This is a genomic window from Bradyrhizobium manausense (assembly GCF_018130615.1).
Lineage (GTDB): Bacteria > Pseudomonadota > Alphaproteobacteria > Rhizobiales > Xanthobacteraceae > Bradyrhizobium > Bradyrhizobium manausense_A.
On sequence record NZ_JAFCKB010000006.1, the window covers coordinates 107,521 to 126,740 of the forward strand.

18 protein-coding genes are annotated in these 19,220 nt (G+C 62.3%); 8 read left to right on the plus strand and 10 right to left on the minus strand.

Translation table 11 applies throughout. The annotated features are described in order from the left end of the window. The first annotated feature begins 2 nt into the window (after positions 1 to 2). The 7 genes from JQ587_RS13755 to JQ587_RS13785 all read left to right on the plus strand — a co-directional run bounded on the left by JQ587_RS13755 (position 3) and on the right by JQ587_RS13785 (position 7,686). The gene (locus JQ587_RS13755) at positions 3 to 569 is read left to right on the plus strand and encodes a TRAP transporter small permease (protein WP_249154327.1); all 567 of its coding nucleotides are present in this window, start codon (positions 3 to 5) and stop codon (positions 567 to 569) included. Next, on the plus strand, positions 566 to 1,864 hold the full coding sequence (locus JQ587_RS13760; RefSeq protein ID WP_212425634.1) for a TRAP transporter large permease: 1,299 nt from the start codon (positions 566 to 568) through the stop codon (positions 1,862 to 1,864). Before JQ587_RS13755 ends, JQ587_RS13760 begins: the two co-directional genes overlap by 4 nt. Positions 1,865 to 2,076: 212 nt before the next feature. Beyond that, a complete protein-coding gene (locus tag JQ587_RS13765) occupies positions 2,077 to 3,252 on the plus strand; it encodes an alpha-hydroxy acid oxidase (protein ID WP_212425635.1) in 1,176 nt (391 codons plus the stop codon). Positions 3,253 to 3,303: 51 nt separating this feature from the next. Next, entirely contained in the window at positions 3,304 to 4,611 is a 1,308-nt protein-coding gene (locus tag JQ587_RS13770; protein WP_212425636.1) for an NtaA/DmoA family FMN-dependent monooxygenase, read from the plus strand. A gap of 103 nt (positions 4,612 to 4,714) precedes the next feature. Then, complete coding sequence (locus tag JQ587_RS13775; RefSeq protein WP_212425637.1) at positions 4,715 to 5,500, plus strand: amidohydrolase family protein; 786 nt, start codon at positions 4,715 to 4,717, stop codon at positions 5,498 to 5,500. Positions 5,501 to 5,608: 108 nt separating this feature from the next. Further along, complete coding sequence (locus tag JQ587_RS13780) at positions 5,609 to 6,646, plus strand: LysR family transcriptional regulator (protein WP_249154329.1); 1,038 nt, start codon at positions 5,609 to 5,611, stop codon at positions 6,644 to 6,646. 59 nt (positions 6,647 to 6,705) lie between these two features. Further along, positions 6,706 to 7,686 carry a flavin reductase gene (locus JQ587_RS13785; protein ID WP_212425639.1) on the plus strand — a complete coding sequence of 327 codons (981 nt, stop codon included), beginning with the start codon at positions 6,706 to 6,708 and terminating at the stop codon, positions 7,684 to 7,686. On the opposite strand, the gene JQ587_RS36685 is transcribed toward JQ587_RS13785, so the two are convergent. After that, positions 7,648 to 7,923: a hypothetical protein gene (locus tag JQ587_RS36685; protein WP_249154343.1), complete on the minus strand. Its 276-nt coding sequence runs from the start codon at positions 7,921 to 7,923 to the stop codon at positions 7,648 to 7,650. The two genes, JQ587_RS13785 and JQ587_RS36685, sit on opposite strands and share 39 nt — an antisense overlap. Between JQ587_RS36685 and JQ587_RS13790 the strand changes: the two genes are divergently transcribed. Further along, complete coding sequence (locus tag JQ587_RS13790; protein WP_249148839.1) at positions 7,840 to 8,415, plus strand: RraA family protein; 576 nt, start codon at positions 7,840 to 7,842, stop codon at positions 8,413 to 8,415. The genes JQ587_RS36685 and JQ587_RS13790 overlap by 84 nt on opposite strands. A gap of 630 nt (positions 8,416 to 9,045) precedes the next feature. On the opposite strand, the gene JQ587_RS13795 is transcribed toward JQ587_RS13790, so the two are convergent. The 9 genes from JQ587_RS13795 to JQ587_RS13835 form a co-directional block, all read right to left on the minus strand. Next, complete coding sequence (locus JQ587_RS13795; RefSeq protein WP_212425641.1) at positions 9,046 to 9,756, minus strand: SDR family NAD(P)-dependent oxidoreductase; 711 nt, start codon at positions 9,754 to 9,756, stop codon at positions 9,046 to 9,048. Positions 9,757 to 9,800: 44 nt separating this feature from the next. Continuing rightward, positions 9,801 to 10,583, minus strand: coding sequence for a 3-hydroxybutyrate dehydrogenase (locus JQ587_RS13800; protein ID WP_212425642.1), 783 nt, complete (start codon positions 10,581 to 10,583; stop codon positions 9,801 to 9,803). 48 nt (positions 10,584 to 10,631) lie between these two features. Beyond that, positions 10,632 to 12,242: an MDR family MFS transporter gene (locus tag JQ587_RS13805; RefSeq protein WP_212302457.1), complete on the minus strand. Its 1,611-nt coding sequence runs from the start codon at positions 12,240 to 12,242 to the stop codon at positions 10,632 to 10,634. A gap of 20 nt (positions 12,243 to 12,262) precedes the next feature. After that, entirely contained in the window at positions 12,263 to 13,411 is a 1,149-nt protein-coding gene (locus JQ587_RS13810; protein ID WP_212425643.1) for an HlyD family secretion protein, read from the minus strand. Between the two features lie 34 nt (positions 13,412 to 13,445). Next, positions 13,446 to 14,621: a DUF3734 domain-containing protein gene (locus JQ587_RS13815; RefSeq protein WP_212425644.1), complete on the minus strand. Its 1,176-nt coding sequence runs from the start codon at positions 14,619 to 14,621 to the stop codon at positions 13,446 to 13,448. 31 nt (positions 14,622 to 14,652) lie between these two features. Continuing rightward, the gene (locus JQ587_RS13820) at positions 14,653 to 15,453 is read right to left on the minus strand and encodes an acetoacetate decarboxylase (RefSeq protein ID WP_212425645.1); all 801 of its coding nucleotides are present in this window, start codon (positions 15,451 to 15,453) and stop codon (positions 14,653 to 14,655) included. A 78-nt stretch (positions 15,454 to 15,531) separates the two neighbouring features. Further along, entirely contained in the window at positions 15,532 to 16,737 is a 1,206-nt protein-coding gene (locus JQ587_RS13825) for an NAD(P)/FAD-dependent oxidoreductase (RefSeq protein WP_212425802.1), read from the minus strand. A gap of 500 nt (positions 16,738 to 17,237) precedes the next feature. Beyond that, positions 17,238 to 18,188: a helix-turn-helix domain-containing protein gene (locus JQ587_RS13830; RefSeq protein WP_212425646.1), complete on the minus strand. Its 951-nt coding sequence runs from the start codon at positions 18,186 to 18,188 to the stop codon at positions 17,238 to 17,240. Between the two features lie 50 nt (positions 18,189 to 18,238). Next, entirely contained in the window at positions 18,239 to 19,186 is a 948-nt protein-coding gene (locus JQ587_RS13835) for a helix-turn-helix transcriptional regulator (protein ID WP_212425647.1), read from the minus strand. Positions 19,187 to 19,220 lie beyond the last annotated feature (34 nt).

A 19,220-nucleotide genomic window follows, 5' to 3' on the forward strand; every position in this document is an offset into this window, starting at 1 on the left:
ACATGGCGTCGTCTTCCAAAACCCCGCCGCTCGACGATGCCGGAGGCGTCGCCGCTCCCGGTCGTTCGCAGCCTCCGGAAGGCTGGGTCGAACGGCTTTGTCGCTGGCTTTGCGAGTTCGCCATCGTCTCCATGATCCTCATGGTCGCAAGCGAGGTCTTTCTGAGGAACGTGCTCGGCCTCTCGCTACAATCGGCGGACGAACTCGGCGGATATCTTCTCGTCGGCGTCTCGTTCCTGAGCCTGTCGACATGCTTCGTGAGCGGCGCCTTTCATAAGGTCGAATTCATTGACGGTCGGCTCGGTGAGCGCGGCCATGCGCTACGCAAGCTGATCTTTGACGCGATTTCGCTGGCCTTCTGCCTGCTTCTGCTCTGGCAGCTCACGCGCCTCGTGCTGCGGAGCTGGGAGGGGGGCGATTTCGCCGCAACCCTTCTCGGGACCCCGCTATGGATTCCGCAACTGAGCATGCCGCTTGGAATCGCGGCCCTCTGCTACTCCTTGGTGAAATCGCTTTGGGCGGACGTTCGTTGGCTCAGTGCCGTTGGATGGCGGAGCCGTAGCCAATGAGTCCGGGTCTTCAACTTATCGTCGCCTTTACGGTGTTCCTGTCGCTCCTTGGTTTGGGCATGCAGGTGCCTTTCGCCATTGCCATTCCCGCAGCCGTCTACCTCTTCATGCAGAACGGCTTCGATGCGTTCAACGGCCTGGGTCTGGTCAGCTGGGGCAGCATGGACAGCTTCACGTTGACCGCAATTCCACTGTTCATCCTGCTCGCGGAAATCCTGCAGAAGAGCGGATTGAGCTTCAGGATCTATCGCGGTCTGTCGGTGCTGGTCGCCCGCATTCCCGGCGGCCTCCTGCAAACCAACATTGCGGGATGCGCGGTGTTTGCCGCCATCAGCGGATCGAGCATCGCGACCGCCGCCTCAATCGGCAGCGTCGCGCTGCCTCAGCTCGGTCAGCGGAAGTACGATCGTAGGCTCTCCGCGGGTTCGCTGGCGGCCGGAGGCACGCTCGGCATCCTGTTTCCACCGAGCATCGCGATGATCGTCTACGGGACCTTCAGCGAGACATCGGTCGCCAAGCTGTTCATGGCGGGGGTGATCCCGGGCCTGATCCTGACCGCCATGTTCATGATCTACATTGCTGTCTACACGACCATCAAGCCGAGTGCAGCGCCGGTCGAGGTGCTGACAAGGAGCGTCGCGGGAGTCCTCGGCGCTCTCACCGACGTTCTGCCATTTGCGGTCCTCATCGGAGTCATCCTCGGCAGCATCTATTCAGGACTCGCCACGCCGACCGAGGCGGCAGCCATCGGGTGCCTGTTCGGAATCGCGATCTCAGCAATCTGGGGCGAGCTGACATGGCCGAAATTCGTCGCCGCCATGCATCGGACGGTCGAGGTCGTCGGAAACATCCTGTTCATCGTCTACGCGGCCTTCCTGTTCTCCTATGCGATCAGCTATGCAGGCGTCGGCGATGACGTCACTGCCTTCGTGGTCGGGCTGCATCTGAGCAAGGTCGAATTCTTCCTGGCGATCTTCGTGCTCTACACCGTCCTCGGCTGTCTCGTTGAGAGCCTGGGCATGATCGTGATCACGGTGCCGTTGCTCTATCCTATTCTCGCCCAGTACGGCGTCGATCCGATATGGTTCGGTGTGATGCTCGTGATGTTCATCGAGCTCGGCCAGATATCTCCGCCGATCGGGATCAATCTCTTCGTCATTCAGAGCATCTGGGACGGCAAGCTCAGCGAGGTCGTGATGGGAACGGTCCCGTTCCATCTGATCATGTTGATTCTTCTTTTCATGCTCGCGATCTGGCCGGAGCTCGCGTTGTTTCTGCCGACCCGCATGGGGTGACGGGCCAGGGCGCTACTGAATGACTGCGCGGCCTCGCATGGCGCGTACGAACGCGCGCGCCTTCACTGCCGTGCCGCTTCGCTTTGCTCAACGTGAGATCGCGCGACGGATCATCACGTCGACTGATAGTCAGTATCAAAATTTGGCCAATTCTCTCCTGCGATCCGATCGTCGAATAATGACGACACGGATCGCTCAACCAGCAAGTCATCATGCGGCTCGATCAAGCAATCAATTTCGACGATATCAGAATTCTGGCGCGCAAGAGTCTACCACGCATTGCGTTCGACTTCATTGATGGCGGTGTGGATAGTGAGGTGGCGCTCGAGCGAAATCGTGCCGCGTTCGATCGCTACAAGCTGCTGCCGCGCTATCTCGTCGACATCGAGAAGCGCCGTCAGACGGTCAAGCTGTTCGGGTACGACTATGCGAGCCCGTTCGGCGTCTCGCCGATGGGCATCGCGGGCTTCTTTCGCCCCGGCGCAGATCTCATGATCGCACGCGCCGCCGCGCGTTTTGACATCCCCTACATCATGTCGAGCGCGAGTTGCGATTCCATCGAGGCGGCAATGGCGCACGCGCCCAAGACGACGTGGTTCCAGATCTATGGCACGCGCGACCCGCGCATAACGCTCGATCTTGTCCGGCGCGCCAAGTCGCTCGGCGTGCGCGTGTTGCTGATGACCATCGACACACCGGTGATGGGCAAGCGCGAGCGCAACGTGCGCAACGGATTCCGTCGGCCTATGAAGATGACACCGTCGGTGATCGCGCAGGGATTGAGCCGGCCGGGCTGGACTTATCGGTATCTCACCAAGGGCGGCATTCCCATGATGGAGAACTGGCGGCCCTATGCTGCCGAAGGCGCCAACGCCAACTCGGTTGCCGATCTCTATGGCGAGCAGACGCCCGCGCCCGCGCAAACCTGGTCGATTTTGGAGCAGGTTCGCAAGGCCTGGGACGGCCCGCTCGTCGTGAAGGGCGTGATGCATCCGGCCGACGCGCTGAAATGTCTCGAGCTCGGCGCCGACGGTGTGATGGTGTCCAACCATGGCGGGCGACAGCTCGACAGCGCGCCCGGATCGATCGACGTGCTGCCAGCAATTGCCGATGTGGTCGGCGGCCGCATGGAGCTGTTGATCGACAGCGGCTTTCGCCGCGGCAGCGACGTTGCGAAAGCGCTGTGCCTTGGTGCCAAGGCCGCTTTCCTCGGCAGGCCAGCGATGTTCGGTGTTGCGGCGGCGGGCGAGGCGGGGGCCTGCAAGGTGTTCGACATCATGCGCCAGGAGGTCAGTCTTCTGATGGGACAGCTCGGCTGGATCGACGTCGACAAGGCCGGACCTGATAGCCTCGTCGACCTCCTCGATCGACGCATGGGACGAAACTAGCAGGGGTTGCGAGCCACCGGATCAATTCAGAAAACTCCAGCGAGGAACGACGTGACCAAACGCATGCATCTGATCGGTTTCTACATGCATAGCCCGATCAACCATACGGCGCTGAGCTGGGCCGACCCCGAGGACGATCGTGTCGAAGGCTTGCGTTTGTTCGAGCACTGGAAGCGTCTTGCGCGCACGCTCGAGCGAGGGCGGTTCGACGCAGCCTTCTTCGCCGATACGCCGGGGGGAATGGAGCGTTACAAGGACAGTTTCGAGGACTATGTCCGCTACGGCGTCACATGGCCCTGTCACGATCCGATGGCGTTACTCGGCGTGATGCTGGCCGAGACGAAGCATCTCGGGCTCGCCGTCACGCTGTCGACGGCGGGAACGCATCCCTACCACACCGTGCGCCGTCTCTCGACGTTGGATTATCTGAGCGGCGGGCGCGTCGGCTGGAATATCGTTTCGGGCCATTTACGCGGAGAGCATCGTGCCCTTGGCCTCGATCAGATCGAGCACGACCGTCGCTACGATCAGGCCGATGAATACATGGAGATCTGCCACGCATTGTGGAATGGGGTCCAGCCCGGCGCGATCCTGGCAAACCGGCAGACGGGTGAATTCGCTGATCCCACGAAAATCTCCGTCGTCGATTTCGCGGGGGCTCACTACCGCTGCCACACCGTTCCGCCGACCCTGCCATCGGCGCAGGGACGTCCGGTGCTGTTCCAGGCCGGATCGTCCGGACGCGGTCAGGAATTCGCGCTCAAGCACAGCGACGTGGTCTTTTCGATCCAGGCGAGAGAAGAGGCGATGAAGGCCTTCGTCGACAAGCTGAATGACTCGTCGATCTCCCAAGGCCGCACAGAGCCGCCGAAGGTGATCTTCGGCATTCAATGCCTGCTCGGCGGGACCGAGGCCGAGGCGAAGCGTCGCCAGGCCGAGATCTTCGAGCGCATTCCGCTCGATGCCGCACTCAGCAGGATGTCCGGTACGCTCGGCATCGATTTCAGCAAGATCGACCTCGATCGCCCGTTGGCCTCCAACACGACGGACGCCTCGCGCGGCATGCTGATGGCGCTGGCCAACATGACCGGCGATGGCAATGCGACGGCGCGCGACGCCGCACGCGTCTTCGGCGCGACGGCGGGCATGCCGCAGCTTGTCGGTACCCCCAAGCAGGTGGCGGACCAACTCGAGCATCTCTGGCGCACGAGCGGCTGTCACGGCTTCAATGTGACGCCGACGACCAACATTCGGAGCATCGAGAATTTCGTAGACGAGGTCGTGCCACTGCTGCAGGCCAGGGGCATCTTCCGCACCGACTACGAGAGCGAAACCCTGCGCGACAACTTCATGAACTGAGCCGCGTATTCCGCGCCGATCGATGGGTCCTTTCAAGATGTCGAACGATTTGCCAGGACAAAATCCAGATCTAAAGACGCCGGCCGGCGCCTGCGACACGCATATGCACATCTATAATAGGGCGTATCCGGCATCCTCGAAGGCCTGGCTCTTCCCGTCCGATTCTAGCGTTGACGACTATCGCAAGGTGCAGGCGCGTCTCGGCCTGCAACGAACGGTCATCGTGCAGCCGGTCACCTACGGCTTCGATAATCGTTGCACGCTCGATTCGGTGGCCGCAATCGGCGGCAACGCGCGGGCGGTCGTGACGGTGCCGCCCGCCGTGACCGACAGCGAGCTGGAGCAGTTCTGGCAGAGCGGCGCGCGCGGGCTGCGCTATCACCAGATGCGGGGCAGCGTCACCGAATGGTTGGACGTGCCGTTCATGGCCGAGCGCATCCGCGGCACCGGCTGGCATCTCCAGATTCAGTTCGACGGACTGGAGTTTCCCGATCATGAGGATCTGATCGCACGGTTGCCTTGCACAGTGGTGATCGACCATATGGGTCGATACGCCCGGCCGCTGCCGATCGAGCACCCGGCCGTCAGGTCGCTGCTACGTACCGCGGCGCGCGACAACGTTTATGTGAAGCTCTCCGGCGCCTACCACATCGCCCACGGCAGCGGACCTGACTACAAGGATGTTGCGCCGATCGCCCAAGCGCTGGTTGCGCAAGGAACCGAGCGTCTGCTGTGGGGATCAGATTGGCCGCATCCGACCGAGGCGGCCGAGGCCATGCCCGACGACGCCGACCTCCTTGATCTTCTCTTGGGCTGGGCCCCTGATCCCGGTGCCCGCCAGGCGATCCTCTCGGACAATCCGGCCCGCCTCTACCGGTTCGAAACTTAGTCGGGGAGCTCGGGGCGACATGTCACCAGCCGCCAAGCAACCCACCGCAAGCTCGGTACGCGGACATTCCGGGAGGGTGGATATATTCTTCCACTATCAGATATATTGATGGAAATCCGCGCAGATCGTTTCATTAACCTGATGAAAGGGCCTGCGGGGCCCACAGAAAATCATTGGGCTAGGTGGAACATGCTCTCCAGGGTGACATTCGACCAACTCCAGATGCTGATCGCCGTCGCGGACACCGGCAACTTCTCCGCGGCGGCCCGAAAGGTCAATCGCGTTCAGTCTGCCGTCAGTCAGTCGATCCAATCGCTCGAAGACGCGCTCGAGCTGAAGCTGTTCGACCGCTCGAGCAAGCTGCCGCGGCTGACGGAGTCCGGCGAGGCGATCGTGCAAGACGCGCGCCGCATCATCAGCAGCACCGACGCGCTGCGTGCGCGGGCGAAGAACATGGCGACCGTGGCCGAGCCGGAGATCAGTCTCTCCATCGAGCAGGTGTTTCCGAGTACGGTACTGATCGAAAGCCTGCGCGCGTTTCGCGAACGCTTTCCTCTCGTCTCGGTGAACCTGCTAGCCGAAGGGCTTGGCGCGCCCGAGCAATCGCTTTTTGAAGGCAACGCGCGGCTGGCGATCTATTCGACCGCGCTCGACGGAATGCCGGGATTCCAGATGGAGTTTCTCGGCGACGTTCCGATCTCCCTTGTTGCATCCGCCCGACATCCGTTGGCGAAAATCGAGGGGCTGATCCCGCAATCCGCGCTGGAAGAGCATGTTCAGTTGACAATGGTCGACCGTACCAAGCGCTACCGCGGCGTCGTGATGGGAACGCGCACCTGGAGTTTCATCGACCAGTTCAGCCGTCTGGACTTCGTGCGTAACGGGTTCGGCTGGTGCGCCATGCCGACCCATCTTGCCAAGGAGTATCTCGCCTCCGGCGAGCTCGCGGAGCTGAAGCTCGCCGCGCACAATGGCGAGCCGCTCCGCTTCCCGCTCTACGCCGTCCACAAGATCGAGCAGCCGCCCGGACCGGCTGCGCAATGGCTCTTGAGTGAAATTCGGCGCCGCTTCTCAGAATGGATCGACGCGACGATTGATCATCGGTCGTTGCGACGGGGTATCCAGATCCGGGTGACCACGGTTTGAATCGGCATGCATAGGGAGCGGAGTTGGTAATGGGTTGCACGGCTGAAGGGAGCTCGTCCATGAGATCGCCCATCGAGAGCGGAAGCCCTCGCGTTGAGACGGACGGCTTTCGTCGCAGCCTTGCCGAATTCGCGACCGGGGTCACCGTCATCACCACTTCGGTTGATGGCGAACGCTTCGGCCTCACGTCGAACTCCTTCGCCTCGGTCTCGCTCGACCCTCCGCTGGTGTTGTGGTCGATCCGCCGCGAGAGCAAGAGTTTCGCGGCGTTCACGGCCTGCTCCCATTTCGCCGTGAACATCCTAGCCGAAGACCAGATCGAGCTGTCACAGCGCTTTGCGCGCTCCGGTCCGGATAAGTTCAGGGAGCTCGATTGTCTCGCAGGAGAGGGCGATGCACCGCTGTTTGCAACTGCGGCCGCTTCGTTCGAGTGTGTCTGTCGCCAGACCTATGATGGCGGTGATCATCTCATTCTCATCGGCGAGGTCCTGCGCTACTCCCGCTACGAACGACGGCCGTTGCTGTTCGTGAAGGGCGGCTATGCCGTCTCCGCCGAGCATCCCGATATGCGCACCTTCGTTGCGGGTAGGAACGCGGAATGCTCGGATAATGGCGAGGAGCGCGTCCTGTCCAACCTGATGATCCGCGCCTACAGCGCCATTGCCTCGCGGCTGGAGCGCGGGCGGCAGATGGAGGGGCTCGGGCTCACACTGATGCAGGCGCGGCTCCTGCGCGCTGCCGCGACATCGCCCGACCGCACGCTCGACGATCTGATGCCGGAGCTGTTCCTCGACTTCAACGCCAGCCGTAATCTCTTGGAATCGCTCATGTCGTTGGGGCTCGTCGCTGTCGATGATCGGGGTCAGGTGCGGCTCACGGCTGAGGGCGAAGGACGTCTTCAGGCAATCGTGGCGCATGCGCGCGCCAACGAGGACATCTTGTTCAAGGGCATTCCCGATACCGATCTCGCGACGGTTCGGCGCGTCCTCAACATGATGGTCTCAAAGCAGCTCGGCGCGCCGGCGTCGGCCCTCCAATAATCCGGAAAGGACATCACAGTGCAATCCGTCGTCTACAAGCGAATTCCCCGTCTCGATCCGGTCCTCATTGAGCGCGCGCGAGGCATCAACGTCGCTGACCTGCATGAAGGCTTGGGCCCGGTCATAGGACGGCAATGCCTGATGCAGCCGCAAATGTGTGCGCTGTTCCCGACTGCGCGGGTCTGCGGCCAAGCCGTCACATCCTTCAATTTTCCAGGCGATAATCTCATGCTCCATGCGGCCTTCCGGGTCGCAGAGCCGGGGGATATTCTCGTTCTGACCAATGGCGGCTCTCCGCAGGGCGCGCTGTGGGGAGAAATCGCGAGCTACTACAGCCGGATCAGGAAGCTCGGCGGCGCCGTGATCGACGGTGCGACCCGCGATACGGTGCAGATCACCGAGATGGGCTTTCCGGTGTTCGCCTCCCATGTCTCGGTGTCCTATCCCGGCAAGCGCGGACCCGGCGCGGTCAATGTCCCCGTGGTCATGGCGGGGGTGACCGTCAATCCTGGCGATCTCATTGTCGGGGACGCCGACGGCGTCATGGCGATCCCGCCCTCGCATGTCGAGGCGGCAGTCCGCAATGCCGAGGCGCGAATGGCCAAGGAAGCGGAGATCAAGCGGCGGCTCGACGGGGGAGAGACGTTGTACGACGTTGGTGGCATGAAGGGGCTGTTCGAGGCCGCCGGCATCGTGGAGATCGATGCTGCCTGGACCGATCGGCCCTGATGCTCGCTAGATGTGGACGCAGCCCATTTGAACCTTGGTCCAATGGGGGCGGGCTGCTTACGCTCTGGTGATGTGTTGGACGATCTGTGCTGCCGAGGGATGAGGTTTCCTCAAACCGCAGGATTTGTGATCGGTATTGCGCTCTCTTGGCTTGTCCCGCGATCCGTTCCCACCAATTCCGATGCCGATAGCGGTGCCACGCCGATGGCTGCGAACGACACGAAGTGCAGTACGGAAACTGGTGGCGGGCCCCCAGCCAGCAACAATGCCGGCCGTACGTCCTCGACCCATAGGGAGCACTCGCACAGCCGTCCTACAGTGGAAGTGATTTCACGTCGACGCAGAGCGGCTTTGCGGGGTCTATCCGGGATCCAGATTTTCCTTCGGGCTCGACGCAGCTTATCCCAATCCGGAAGCACTCTCGCCGACACGCCCAGAGCGTTCGGCGGCGTCTACCATCCGCTCTGTGGTCTGTCCATGAACAAATAACAGGCCGCTTGCCAACGCAACCAAGTCCAGTGCCGCCTCGCGCGTTTGAGCTTCAAGATAGGATCGAACTGTTCGGCCGACAATCGCCATTGAAATGAAACCCCGAAAGTTGCTGCGCCTCGCCCCCGGATGCCCGCCTTTCTAATGTCCGGCGCTCTGTCCGCCGTCGACATGCAGGATCTCGCCGGTCGTGAAGTTGGCACCCTCGAGATACAGCACCGCATCGACAACATTGCGTACCTCTCCCATCCGTCCGATCGGATGCAGTTTGGCCAGGAAGTCGTACGATTCGGGTGCATGCATCGGCGTCTTGACAGCGCCGGGAGCCACAGCGTTCACGCGGATACCCTTGCTCGCATATTCGATCGCGAGCGACTTCGTAGCTGCATTCAAGCCGCCCTTCGTGAGAGCCGCCAGAACCGATGGCACGCGGCTGACCGCATGTTCGTCGAGGCTGGTCGTGATCTGAACGATGTGCCCGGATCCTCGCTTCAGCATGTGATTGGCTGCGCGCCGAGTAATATGGAAGAAGCCGTCGAGATTGATCCCAAGCAGATTGGCATAGTCTTCGTCCGTATATTCGGTGAATGGCTTGGCGACGAAAATGCCGGCGTTGTTGACGAGTGTGTCGATGCGGCCGAAGCGATGCATCGCCTGCGATACGATGCGTTCCGCGGTGTTCGGATCGGCGATGTCCCCGGCTACTGCCAGGATATCCGGATCAGACGGCTGTCTGATCGAGCGGGAATTGGCGACGACGCAAAAATTGCGATCTCGATAGGCCCTTACCAGGGCCTCTCCAATACCCTGCGATGCCCCGGTGACGATAGCGACTTTCTGTTCTTTATCCATGATAGACTCCACATTCCGGTTTGAAGGGGGGGCTGGCCGTTTGGCTACTGTGCAGTCCAGCCGCCATCGACGGAGATCGTTGTGCCCGTGATTTGGTCAGCCGCGGCCGAGCACAGGAAGGCCACGGTGCCTCCAAGCTGCTCCGGTGAGACGAATTCCGAGGACGGCTGCTTCTCGCCTAAGAGCGCCTTGGCAGCGTCTTGTTGGCTGACGTTCTTTTGCGCGGCCATGTCGCTGATTTGCTTTTCGACCAGGGGTGTCCGCACCCAGCCAGGGCAGACTGCATTGCAGGTCACGCCGCTGCCGGCTGTCTCCAGGCCAACCACCTTGGTCAGGCCAACGAGCCCGTGCTTGGCTGCAACATAAGCTGCCTTGTGTGCGGAGGCGACGAGACCGTGCGTCGATGCAATGTTGACGATCCGGCCCCAGCGCTGCTTCTTCATCTGGGGGATCGCGGCGGCGATGCCGTGGAATGCGGCGGACAGATTGATGTCCAGGATTGCGTGCCATTTGGCAGACGGAAATTCATCTACCGGTGCGGTGAACTGGATGCCGGCATTGTTCACGAGAATGTCGAGACGCCCGAAAGTCTCGATCGTGGCCGCTATAAGTCGGCGCACGGAATCGCCCTTCGACATATCGGCGTCGTCGTACACGACACGCACGTCGTGCTCGCGCTCGAGCCCGCTGCGGATAGCTTCGATCTCGACGAGGTCGCCGAATCCGTTCAACACGACGTTGGCGCGGAGCCTGGCCAATTCCCTGGCGATGCCGAGCCCAATGCCGCTGGTGGAGCCGGTGACGATAGCTACTTTATTCTTCAACATGGGAGCTCCTTTTGTGCTTCGTGGTGGTTTCGTTGACGGCGAATGAAGTTAATGCCCGCCCCCGGCTTCGATACGTTCTGGCCTCGTGAGCATCAGCGCCGCGAGGAGCGCAACGATCTGCGAGACGCCAAGCAGATAGAAAGTGTCGCTGAAACCGAGGATGAAGGCCTGCTTCTGGATGATCTTGCCGATCGCGACATAGGCATGGTGGGTGGCATCCATGCGGTCGATCACGCCATGGCTCATGAAATATTGCGTGAGTTGGTCGAGGCGAGTACGGGTGGCTTGCTCGAACATCGAGACCGATTGCGTCAGGACGTTGGAATGATATTGCTCGCGTTTGGTCAGCAACGTCTGAAGGGCGGCAATGCCGATCGCGCCGCCGAGGTTACGCATCATGTTGAACAAGGCGGACGCGGACCCGGCATTCTCGGGCTCGATTCCAGCGGTGGCCACCGCCGAGAGCGGCGCAAAGACGAGGGCCTGACCAAACGCGCGGACGACATTCGGCCAGAAAAGCTGATCAGCCGCGTAGTCGTTGGTCATGTAGATGTTCAGGAAGTTGGAGCCGCCGAAGAGCACAAAGCCGACTCCGATCACGAGGCGCGGATCGAGCCGCTGCATTAGGCGAGGTACCAGCGGGATAAGCACGAGCTGCGGCAGGCCGGTCCATGCCAGCACCATGCCAATCTGCTCGGAGTTGTAGCCCTGGATGCGCGACAGGTAGACCGGCAGGACATAGACGGAGCCATACAGCGATACGCCCAGTAGAAAATTCGCCAGGACGCCGAAGCCGAAATTGCGCCGGAACAGGATGCGCAGGTTCAGCAGTGGCTTATTCACGGTCAGCTCGATCGCGAGGAATAGCGCCAGCGCAACCGCCGCGACTATCGCGAGCCGAACGATGAAAGGCGAGCCGAACCAGTCGTCCTTGTTGCCTTCTTCCAGCACCGTCTGAAGCGCCGCGAGCCCGATCGCCATCGTGGCGATGCCGGCCCAATCGCCTTCACGCAGCAGGCGCAGCCGCATGGGTGTCGCTTCGAGCGAGGCGTAGAGCATGGTGATCATGATCGCGCCCGGGACGACGTTGACGTAGAAGACGTACTCCCAGCCGAAGTTTTCAGTGAGATAGCCCCCGATGGTCGGCCCAATGGCCGGAGCGAAGGTCGCGGAAATCGCGAACATCGCCAGGCCGATCGGCTGCTTCGCCTTCGGCAGCAGCGTAATGATGAGGGTAAACGCCATGGGAATGAGCACGCCGCCGGTAAAGCCCTGTACGGCGCGGAGCACGATCATCTGCGGCAGGTTCTGGGCGAGCGCGCAGGCTGCCGAGAACGCCAGGAAGAGGAAAGCGTTGGTGAGGAGGTAGGTGCGGACCGAGAACACCTGGGCAAGCCACCCGCTCAGGGGGATCACGACGATCTCGGCGATCAGATAGGAGGTCGAGATCCACCCCCCATCATCGATGCCTGCGCCGATCCCGCCCTGAATGTTGGCAAGGGATGCATTGACGATCTGGATGTTGAGCACCGCCATGAAAGCGCCCAGCGTCGCTCCGCTCACCGCGAGCCAGGTTCTCGCCGAGACGGTGGGAGCCGCGGCTGGCGGCCCCGCTTCGCCAGCGGGGACGGCGTTGATGGTCGTTTGCAGTGTCGTCATGGCTGTCTGCCTACATTTCGTCAGCTGCGGGGCTTGCCCCCGCGTGACGCGAGCCGTTTCTCGGCCTCGCGCTCGGCGAGAACGGCCGACTTGGTGTTGACGGTCGGCTCCGCCGACATTCCGGGGCGCAGGAGGCCGTTCAGGCTCTGGTCGTCGAGCGCGATCTTCACCGGTACGCGCTGCACGATCTTGGTGAAGTTGCCGGTCGCGTTGTCAGGAGGCAGCAGGGCGAACTCCAGGCCGCTCGCTGGCGATAGGCTGTCGACATGGCCCTTCAGCTTCGTCGCATGGAAACTGTCGACGCGCAGCTCGACCGGCTGCCCATTGCGCACGTGCGTGAGTTGGGTCTCCTTGAAATTTGCGACCACATAGACCGCATTGAGCGGAACCACTGCCATGAGCTGCGTGCCCGCCTGGACATATTGGCCGACCCGCAATGTGCGCGCGCCGACGGTGCCGTCGACCGGCGCCGTGATCCGCGTATAGGATACATTGAGGGTCGCCTGCTGCTCCAGCGCGCGAGCATGATCGAGCTGTGCGAGAGCCTGGGCGCGTTGAGTCGAGAGCACCTCAATCCTCTTGTTGGCGGCGATCAATCCCGCCTTGCCTTGCTGCAATTGTGCGATCAGCGAGCGCAACGCTGCGTCGGTCTGTTGGGCCCGTTGAATGGTGCCCGCACCCGATTTCATGAGATCGTCATAGCGGGCGCGCTCTTGCTGGGCGAATTTCAGGTTGGCCTCGGTCGCGTCGACCTCGGCTGCCTGCTGTTGAATGAGCGGCTCCTGCAATTCGATCTGTGCGTTCAGATTTTTGACCGCGGCCTCGGATGCTGAGACATCCGCCTTGGCTTGCTTCAACGCGGTCTTGAAATCGCGGTCGTCGATCCGCGCCAACACCTGGCCGGACTGCACCGGCTCGTTGTCCGCGACGAGAACCTCCGCGATGTAGCCGGAGACTTTGGGCGCGATGATCGTGGAGTCCGCCTTCACATAGGCGTCGTCGGTCGTCTCCAGATAGCGGCCGGCCGTGACATAATAGTGGCCGTAGACCGTAGCCCCGGCTACGCCGAGCGCGGCGGCGAGCGCGAGCGCGGCGCGCCGGATCGCCTGACGAGAAGGAGAATATTGGGCTTTGGTCTTTGGTTCGGAGGCGTAAGAAAGGGTCGACATGGCTCTCTCCGGAAGCTGCGGGCGGCGCTGAGTCTCAATCACGACGATGGACGTCGTGGGTCACGATGCCGAGATCGGGAGATGGCGGGTCCAGGCGGCGTGGATCGGCCAGCGTGCGGCGAATGTCGTCGAGCCCGCTCTGCCAATGCGCGCGCATCGCGCTCAGCCCAAACTCGTAATCCCTCGAATGTCCCTCATGGATCTTGGTCTGATAGATCAGGTGAACGATATTGTAGGCGCGCTCGCGCGCCATCTCGGCGATGTCGCGGATCTCCGGATCTCGTTTCTCGGCTTCCGGCAGCTTCTCGATCGTCCGCTGCAGGGCCCGACGCATCTTCTGCATCCGCAGGACCTGATCGGTCACGTTGCGGGTTCGGCTGGAATACTGGATGTCCTTTTGGCGGCTCGAAACCTCCATCATGTCGTAGGGAACGCGGCCCCTGGCCGACCAGAGATCGATCTGGAACGTCAGCGTGTCACGAGGCTCGCCAGACAGGACGCGGGAAAGAGGCGTGTTCGACACCACACCGCCGTCCCAATAGTGCTCTCCTTCGATTTCGACGGCGGGGAATCCGGGCGGCAGCGCGCCGGACGCCATGAAATGCTTCGGCCCCAGCCGACGTTCGTCGGTGTCGAAATAGATCAAATTGCCGGTGCGGACGTTGACTGCGCCGACGCTGACGCGCATCTCGCCCGAGTTCAGCCGGTCGAAGTCGACGAACCGTTCCAGCGTCTGTTGCAGTGGTGCCGTATCGTAAAAGCTGGTCGCGGCGTTACCCGAGAAGGGCGACCAGAGCGGCGAGGGGAAACGCGGCTTGAAGAAGCCGGGCTGGCCCTGGACCAACGCCCTCGCTGCCGCCAGCGCGTTGCGGATCGAGGTGATGTCGAACGCAAAAGGTAAGGCGTTGGCCAGTCCTTCGCCTGCGGGCCATTCGATCGAAAACGCGCAGATGGTCTCCCAGAACTCTCGCAGCCGCCGCACGCGCTCGCCTTCAGGCGAGCCTGCGATGATGGCGGTGTTTAGGGCTCCGATCGAAATTCCGGCCAACCAGTTTGGCCGGATGCCGGCCTCGTGCAAGCCTTCGTAGACCCCGGCCTGATAGGCGCCGAGAGCTCCGCCGCCTTGTAGGACCAGGGCAACCACGTCATAGGGCAGCGGCCTCGATTGTTGCGACACAGGCATGTTTGGCTCGCGCGTGACCTTAAGCATTTCGAATCTCCCGACGTTGCGGCTGATCTGATCAGCCGGCGTTTGCCTCAATGAGGATTTCGGATCTGGATCTGGGTTGCCGTGCGGTCGCCTCGGGCGACAGGTAGTCGTGGACCACGGTGCCGAGACCGAGCGTCAGGTCGGCCACGAGGTGTTTGGCCGACAGCACCTGCAGAACCGGAAGTTCGGCGACGGGCGCCAGGGCATGCGAATGCAGGTCCAGCGCCGCCGGCCCGGTCCAGGCGCCTTTCACGGTGATGTCTTCGAGGTGGTAACGGACCAGTTCGCAGATGCGCGCTGAGCCATCGACATGCGGCAGGATCTTGAGCAGGAAATTGGGCGCAGTGAGCCTCCTGGCCTCGGCGTCGATGTCGAGGGCGCGGTGTTTGTAACCCATGGTGCCGGTTGCGATGCGCACCGAGCCGTAGTTCAAGGTGCCGACCAGCGTATCGATCTCGACCGCAAGCTTTGGCTGCGCCAGCTTCTTTGGAAATCCCCACAGCTCCCGCCCGCCGGCGATGGGCGGATGATCATTGAGGAACATCTGATGGGTAAAGCTGCCAACCTGCCCCTGATAAGACACCGGGATGACCTGGCCGCTTTCGGTGTAGTCGCCGAACCCTGTTGAGTCAGGCATGCGGATGAATTCGTAGTTCACCACCGGCTCGGTCACCTCGAGCGGCGCCGGTACGATCCGACGCAACGCCTCGGGATCCGTCCGGTACTGGATGATGAAGTATTCGCGGTTGACGAAGCGGTAGGGACCCGGCGGAAAAGCTGGATTGGTCAGCGGCATGGCGAACGCCGTCGTGCGCACGGTCTCGGGTTTCATCGGGGGTGGCTCCAGTTTGGTCGATGGCGAGGGAGCCGCGCTTCCAGGTCGGAAGCGCGGCCGTATCTCTCGACGGTCTCAGACCTCGGTGACGTGCTCGGGATCGGCAGACGCGAGTGCGGCGGCACGCTCGGCCCGCGGCGGGTAGATCCACACAGTGTTGATCTCGTGCTTGGTCTTCTTGGCGACGTCGCCGATCATCTCGACCTTCCGTTCCCAGCCGCGCGTGAAGACCGCGCCAGCCTCGCCAAGGTCGAGGCATGTGACGTAGGCTTTCTGGTGGTACGGCTTGGTCGGGACGCCAAGGAGCTCGGCAGCGGCATTGTTGCCGGCGAAGGCGCCCATTCGGGTGGCGTGTTGGCAGGACATCAAGGCAAAGTTGCCGGCGTCGTCGCACGCAGCCTTCGCGGCATCGCCGGTTGCAAAGACGCCGGGCACCGATGTCACACGCAGATCCTGATCGACCAGGAGTCGGCCAGAATTGTCGCGCTCGGCCGGGATCTGCTGGGTCAACGGCGCTGCGCGAATGCCCGCCGCCCAGACCACGGTCTCCGCTTCGATGCGCTCACCGTTCGAAAGCGTGACGCCGGTTTCATTGAGCGAACTGACGCCGGCGCCGACCCGGGTCTCCACGCCGAGCTTGCGGAGGGCGTCCTCGATGACGGGACGGGGGCCTGCGCCCATGTCGGGAGCGATCGCGCCGTTGCGCTCGACGATGATCACCCGCGGCCTCGTTTCCTTGCCGAGGATGGCACGAAGTCGCCCGGGCATCTCGGTGGCGGCTTCGATGCCGGTGAAGCCGCCGCCGGCAACGACGATGGTGTCGCGTCCGTTTCTGGCCGGCCTGTCGGCCAGGCTGTGCAGATGCCTGTCGAGGGCGATCGCATCATCGAGCGAGTCGACACTGAAACCATGCTCGGCAAGGCCTGGAATATTCGGGCGGAAAAGCCGGCTGCCGGTGGCGACGACCAGTCGGTCATAGGAGAGCGTCTTTCGGGTGCCCGCTGCGGTCGAAACCTGCACCATGCGGGACTTGGTATCGATCGTTTCCGCGCTGCCTTGCACGTAGACGACGTCGATGGACTTGAGTACGTCCAGCAAGGGCGCGGTCAGCGTTTCCGGCTTCGCTTCGTAGAGCCGCGGGCGAACCACCAGTGTGGGTTCCGGTGCGATCAGGGCGATCTCGAGTTCGTCGGGCGAGGCGCCCTGGATGTCGCGCAGGCGGGCAGCTGAAAGTGCGGCGTACATGCCGGCGAAGCCGGCTCCGATGATGACTAGTCGCATGTGGTCTTCTCCTCTGGTTGATCTTCGCGCATAGGCGCGTCGCCGCCGCCGCTGTGCTTGCGGTTTGGTGTGGTCGTCGACGCGAAGACGTGAAACGAAATCGTTAGGTTTTAAGGGGAGGGGCAACTCGACATCGATGTGGCCCATCGCCGGCGAAAGAAGAGCGGCTCGGTAGCATTTGGGCCGCCCCAGTTGGCATAGGGAAGGCGTGTGTCATCGGTGGTCATGACGGACAGCACTGGGGTCGTCGTTTGCAGGGACCGCGGTGGGATTTCCACTTCCTCGCCGGTTGCAGAAGTGAAGCGAACCGCCAAGGAGAGTCCATACATGATTGTCGTTGCAGCGAGCCTCCGCCGCGGAGGGATTACGAGGAGGCTGACGAAGGTCTTCGAGGTCATCGCTTGTCTCCGTCTGTTGGGAGCGTTAGGGACCTTGACTGTCTAGCGGATCGAATCTGCTGCTGCGCCAGCGCGATTGCGGTGCCTGTAGAGCAATTGCTGCTACCGCATGCGCCGTCGCCAATCACTTGGCGTTTCGCCGGTCAATTTCTTGAACGCCGCAGCGAACGCAGTCTGCGAAGCGTAGCCAAGCTGTCCGGCGATCGCCGCGATCGATGCGTCCGTATCGCGCAGCATGTTCATGGCTTGGTCGAGCCGTTGTTGGCGCAGCCAGGCATGAGGCGAAAGCCCGGTACTTTCCTTAAACGCACGACAGAAGTGGAATCGCGAGAGCCCTGCATCCGATGCCAGCACCGCGAGAGACACGTCAGTGTCGCTGTCCGAGCGCAGACGTTCGATCGCCCGTCGCAGAGCATGTGGCGACAGCCCGCCCATGACCAGCTTGAACGTGGATGGCTCGCCGGTGTGCTCAGCAAGGATGCGTGTGGCCAGAACATCCGTCAGTTGCTGCCTGAACAGGTGATCCAAGGCCGCGTTGCCCTCCAGCACGTCCGCCGCACTCATCAGCAACCCCGATACGACCGGGTCTGGATGCCCCGTTCGTTCGAGAAGATCGCCAGGAGTAGGCGTGTTGGCCTCGTGAGCAATGCGTGCGAGCGCGGCCTGCGGAAGATAGAGTTGGATCACATCGACAAAGCCAGGAATATCCCATCTGGCGCTTGAACCGGCCGGTATGATCGTCACAACTCCGGACCGCGCCGTCCCAATCGCGACCGATTTCCCATTGCGCCTCTCGAGCCGTTGAACGCCTGTCGGGTAAGTCATGATCACGTGGTCGGTCATGGGCTCGACCACGTCATGCAGAGCCCCATGCTTCCAGTGCGCGATGGCGCCGTTGGAAGGGTCCGAAGCCATTTGAAGCGGTGCGGTCTTGAGGACGCGCGCCATCTCCACGTCGGCGCGGCGCCGCTCGACGCTCGAAGAGGCATCGTGGCCCGCGCCGGGAGCGACGAGCAAAGCCTCCAAAGGATCCTGCGGGATTGGTCTGGTCATGGAGCTGTCTCGCCTTCCGAGGCAGGTCATCAACAGCGGGAGGGGTTTCGCTAACGCACGCGTCGTCGCCAATCGCTCGGCGTCTCCCCGGTCAGTCGCCTGAACGCCGCCGCGAAGGCCGTCTGGGACGCGTAGCCAAGCTCCATCGCCACCGATACGACGGATGCATCCGTGTCGCGCAACAGGTTCATGGACTGCTCGAGCCGGTGTTGCCGCAACCAGGCAAGTGGCGAAAGTCCGGTGCTTTCCTTGAACGCGCGGCAGAAGTGAAAGCGCGACAGCCCGGCGTCGGAAGCTAGGGCATCGAGGGAGACGTCCGCCTCGCTGTCAGAGCGCAAACGCTCGATGGCACGGAACAGGACTTTCGGCGAGAGCCCACCTATGGTCGGCTGGAGTGTCGTTGGTGAGCTGGTGTGCGCGGCCAGGAGGCGCGTCGCCAGGAGGTCAGTCAATTGATGCCTGAACAATGCGTCCAGTGTCCGATTGCCTTCCAGCACGCTGGCCGCGCTCAGGAGCAATCGGGATGTAATGGGGTCGGGATGCGCCGTTCGCTCTAGGAGGTCGGTGGATGTGCCAGCCGCGGCTTCGTCGGCAACGCGCTTCAGCGTTGCGTGGGGAAGATAGAGCTGGACGACGTCGACAGGTTTCGGGATATCCCAGCGGGAACTCGATCCCTCTGGAATGATGATCAGCACCCCGGGGCGAAATGTCCCGTTCGCGACCGATCTTCCGGTCCGCCGCTCCATGTGCTGGGTCACGCCGTTGTATGCCATGATGACGTGGTGGCTCATGGGTTCGACGACGTCGTGTAAGGGTTCATGCTTCCAGTGGGCGATCCCGGCGCCGCTGGCATCCAAAGCCATTCGAAACGGTGCGGTCCCGAGAACGCGTGCCATCTCCACATCGGCGTGACGTCGGTCAGAGGCCGGCACGTCAGCGCCGGATGTCGTGGGTACGATTGGAAGGGTCTCGTGGGGATCGACGCTCGGATGGCTCATGAATTGTGCTCGTACTGGAAGGTCTTGCGCTCAC